This window comes from Leifsonia sp. HAY1-4F (assembly GCF_056755275.1).
On record NZ_JBNDHX010000172.1, the window covers coordinates 1 to 3795 of the forward strand.

At 61.4% G+C, this 3795-nt stretch carries 3 protein-coding genes and 2 pseudogenes; 4 read left to right on the top strand and 1 reads right to left on the bottom strand.

From position 1 onward, the window contains the following. From ACPYOG_RS18805 to ACPYOG_RS18815, 3 genes and pseudogenes are all read left to right on the top strand, one after another. Nucleotides 1–248, top strand: a pseudogene (locus ACPYOG_RS18805) (hypothetical protein); the annotation flags it as partial. 72 nt (nt 249–320) lie between these two features. Further along, nucleotides 321–537 (top strand): annotated as a pseudogene (locus ACPYOG_RS18810) (integrase core domain-containing protein); the annotation flags it as partial. A 62-nt stretch (nt 538–599) separates the two neighbouring features. Then, nucleotides 600–1652, top strand: coding sequence for a hypothetical protein (locus ACPYOG_RS18815; RefSeq protein ID WP_481295666.1), 1053 nt, complete (start codon nt 600–602; stop codon nt 1650–1652). Nucleotides 1653–2042: 390 nt separating this feature from the next. Here ACPYOG_RS18815 and ACPYOG_RS18820 read toward each other — a convergent pair whose 3' ends face one another. Continuing rightward, nucleotides 2043–2915 carry a hypothetical protein gene (locus ACPYOG_RS18820; protein ID WP_481295667.1) on the bottom strand — a complete coding sequence of 291 codons (873 nt, stop codon included), beginning with the start codon at nt 2913–2915 and terminating at the stop codon, nt 2043–2045. A 55-nt stretch (nt 2916–2970) separates the two neighbouring features. Here ACPYOG_RS18820 and ACPYOG_RS18825 point away from each other — a divergent pair. Further along, the coding region (locus tag ACPYOG_RS18825) for a DUF4062 domain-containing protein (protein WP_481295668.1) at nt 2971–3795 on the top strand (825 nt) is incomplete at its 3' end.

A 3795-nucleotide genomic window follows, 5' to 3' on the forward strand; every position in this document is an offset into this window, starting at 1 on the left:
CTTTCGACCTCGAACGTCAGGCGGAGATGATCGAGGGCACCCACCTCACCATCGGTATGTACAGCCCCGAGCGGTGCATCGTCGACGCGTTTCGGCTTCGGGGGTATGTCGGTTACGAAATAGCGCACGAGGCACTCGCGAACTGGTTGCGCAGACCGGGAGCCCGACCCGGTCAGCTGATCACGCTCGCCCGTCAAATCCCTCGGTCCGAAGGGCCGCTTCGTACTGCACTGGAGTTCCTGTCTTGACGACCGCGGCGCACATCAACAGCCAGCTCGGCAACCTGGCGCGTGAGCAGGGCCGTGACCTGTACGAGCTGCAGGTCCTCTCGGCCCAAGACCAACGGCCAAGTCGAACGCTTCAACCGCACCCTCGACACCGAATGGGCATACATGACCACCTACCGCAGCGAACAAGCCCGGTCAGAAACCTATGCCGCGTGGCTCCATCACTACAATCACCACCGACCCCCACACCGGCATCGCCGGCCTCGTCCCAGCAGCCCGCGTTCACAACCTCACGGGGAAGAACACCTAGGGACACCCGCGCCGGCTCCTGTGGACCACTCAGTCTTCGGTGGAGACCATTAGGGTCAGCACGTGACCACAGCGATTCTCGACGACTCGAGCAAAGTTGAGCCTCCGATGCCCTTCCGCGAGTCGCTCTCCGCGATTGGGTACCTGGCGGCCGGGTTCCTCTACGGGCATCTCGTTTCACTCTGGTTGTGGAACACGCTGAAAGGCGAGTCAGCACAAACGTGGTCCGACTACATCACCAGCGGCAATCAGCTACTTCTCGACGTCTCCTGGGTGCTGCCCCTCGCTGTTGGGTCGATCTTTGCCGTCTTCGTAGCCCTGATCGGTGAAACAGCGCTCCCGGTCCATTTGGCGCAACGCAGTAAAGACATGGCGGTGCTCGCCTGTCTCGCAATCGCAGCGGTCCTTCTCGCCTACGGCACCACAACGGTCGTAGCGATTCTCAGCGGTGCAGAGAACGCCGCACGCGCGTTCCCGATCATCGCGTTCACAGCCTTCGGCGTTCTCCTCGCCGCGCGCGCAGGTACAGCCTTCTGGGGAAATCCTGCGCGTCAGCTCCGCGCAGCGATCCGTGAAGAAGTCGACCTGCGGATCCTCCGCCTTCGGGTTCCAGGGCCCCCCGTGACGACTGGCCCACGAGCAACAGCGTTTACTGGCTGGGTAGTGCTGCCACCCGTGCTGCTTGCGACGGTGCTCGCCATAAGCGGAACTAGCCCGGCGATGCTTGTGGTGATGAGCTTCGGCAGTCTGGCAATCAGCACACTCACCGCTATCGCGGTCACACTCTACCTCCGGCACTCCGCCATCACCCCTCCGGGCTACCAACGCACGCTGAGCGCGGTCGCCTCCCTTGTTACGTCCGTGGGTGCGTTGCTGCCGTTCATCGCGGTGTGGAATCTGGCGACTCCGGTGGGTAGGGTCACCATCGTCGCTACTTCGACCGTACTCGTTTGTTCCGGGCTGATCCCCAACAGCCGGTGGTTTACTTTGTGGTCGCTTGGCCGCACGAGCGCTCACATCAGGCTGACTAAGCGAATTGGACGCGCACAGACCAATACCCGTCGAGCGCGAGACCGGGCGGCATTTGCTGCCGCGCAATCCGCGAGGGTCTCCTGACCACTTCGTTCAGAGGAGCTCCGGGATGCGAATTTCGCCCGACTTCTTGAGTCGCGGTCGCGCCAGGATGCAGCGTCCTTGGGCGTCGAGCTGCCGTACACGGGCTGGCGAACTCAAGGTTCGAGATGAGCAGCTCATCCTCGTCGAACAGGTCGGGTGGTTGCCGGACCGAACACTTCGTCGAGGATGATGGAGCTTCCGCCAGCCGTCAAAGCAGCAGAGCATTCGATCGCGCTGAGCTTGTTCGACTCAAGCTTCTCGCAGTGCTTTGAACGATTGAGTCCATGGCTAATCGGCGCTCAACTTTCCGATCGTAACCGTCCCGAGCCCGGGTTGTACGTTCGCATGGTTATCCTTTCCGCGTCGACTGTGCGCGGCATCGGATACCGGCTAAAACCTTCGTGGAACTGCGGAGTCGCCGATGTTGAAGTCGGCCATTAAGAAGCTGAGCAGCGAGCCGGCTAGACGGACAACCATGACGGCTTCCGCGTGCACTATGCGCGGTTCGGCGTACCGTCCATGCCGAACCCCGGGGACCTGGTTGGCGAAGGCGTAGATCTTCTCGATCGCCTGCTTCAGCGGCTGATGGTAGCCGCCACCGTCAGGGAAGAGTTGCTTGACAACGTCCGAGAGCGTGCCAGCCGTGTTCCCGGCGATGATCTTCGCAACTGCTTCAAGCGCGTTCACTGCATCAGCGATCGCGCCCTCATCATCAGGCTGGAGGGCGTCAAGCTTTCCCAGGGCTTTCGCGTACTGCGCGCGCACCGGTGCGAATGGACCCCCGAACTCGTCGACGACACGAGCGGTCATCTCTCGAACTCCGAGTTGATCACCTTCGCTGTCGACTATATGGAACCGTCCATCGACCATCTCGTAGGCGAGACCACTACGCAGTAATGCAGTATTCACGGCGTCTTCGACCTCTGATTTCGTGTAGTACTTACCTTTCATGAACAACGACGGCGCAGACCCGGTTGCGCGTGCGGAGTCGTGTTGCTTTTCCAGAAGTTCGTAGACGTCGATCCAGTGGAGTCGCTCCAACTCGTCCGTCAGTTCTCGTCGGGCGCGCTGACCGCTGAAAACGTCGGGGTCGGGGAGCAACCCCAGCTGTTTTCTAACCTTCCGATACCCGTCCATTGCATCGACGTCATCGTGCGTGAGCAATTGCCAGAGCGTCGCGCGGAGTTCGGCGCTGTCCTGTTCCAAAAGGGTGCGTTGCGGCGACGGCCGCATATATCCGAAACGGTGTCCGAAATCACTCACCTCACAACCTTGCCATGCCAATGGCCCAGCTCGTTCTGGTGTGGTGGAATCAGACATGGCCGATCTACTCGTGGACACGCCCTCCACCGTGCTTCGCCTCAGCGACTCGGACCTGCGCGACTGGGGAGCAAACCAAAGCGTGTTCGTGTCGTCGCTCATCGATTCGATGGGCGACGAGCGAGCGGCCGCACGGCACGCGATCACCGACGTCGGAGCTCGACCGATCATGTTCGAGTACGATCTCGGCGGGCAGGATGTTTCGGCACACCGCGCGTACCTCGACGGCGTCCGTCAGTCTTCGATCTATGTGGGATTGTTTGGCCCCGTCTACGGAGTCGAGCAGGCCGACGGCTACTCCGCCACGGAGGCCGAGTTTCGCGAAGCCGAACGCTGGGGGCTGCGGTTGGCGGCGTTCGTGCAGAATCAGCCGCAGACAGCGTTTGAGGGTCGTCAGCGTCGGTTTGTGCAAAGCCTTCAGAACAAACTCACGACAGGAGGCTGGATCGCGGCGGACGACCTCCGCGTCGCTGTCCTGCAGCGGCTGACCGATTTGGCAGGGCAAGATGTCGCACCGTGGGTGAAGGTCGGCGAGGTCGCCATACGAGCATCCAAGCTCCAGCTGACCAGTCAAGGCATCTCGATTACGGCAACGGTGCGAGACCGTGCTGTCCGAGCACGTCTCGACCGGTACGGCGAGCACACATCAACGGTGACCGTGGTCACGCCCGATCGCTTGATCGAGGGGAATGTGGCCTCGATGGCAGTCGAGCAAACCACCACGATGTCCTCCGCCTATGAGATCCACGTGCGTGTCCCTAACCAGTCTCAGCGATCCGGTATATCGATGCGCACAAGCCTTAGCGACGGACACCACACCTAC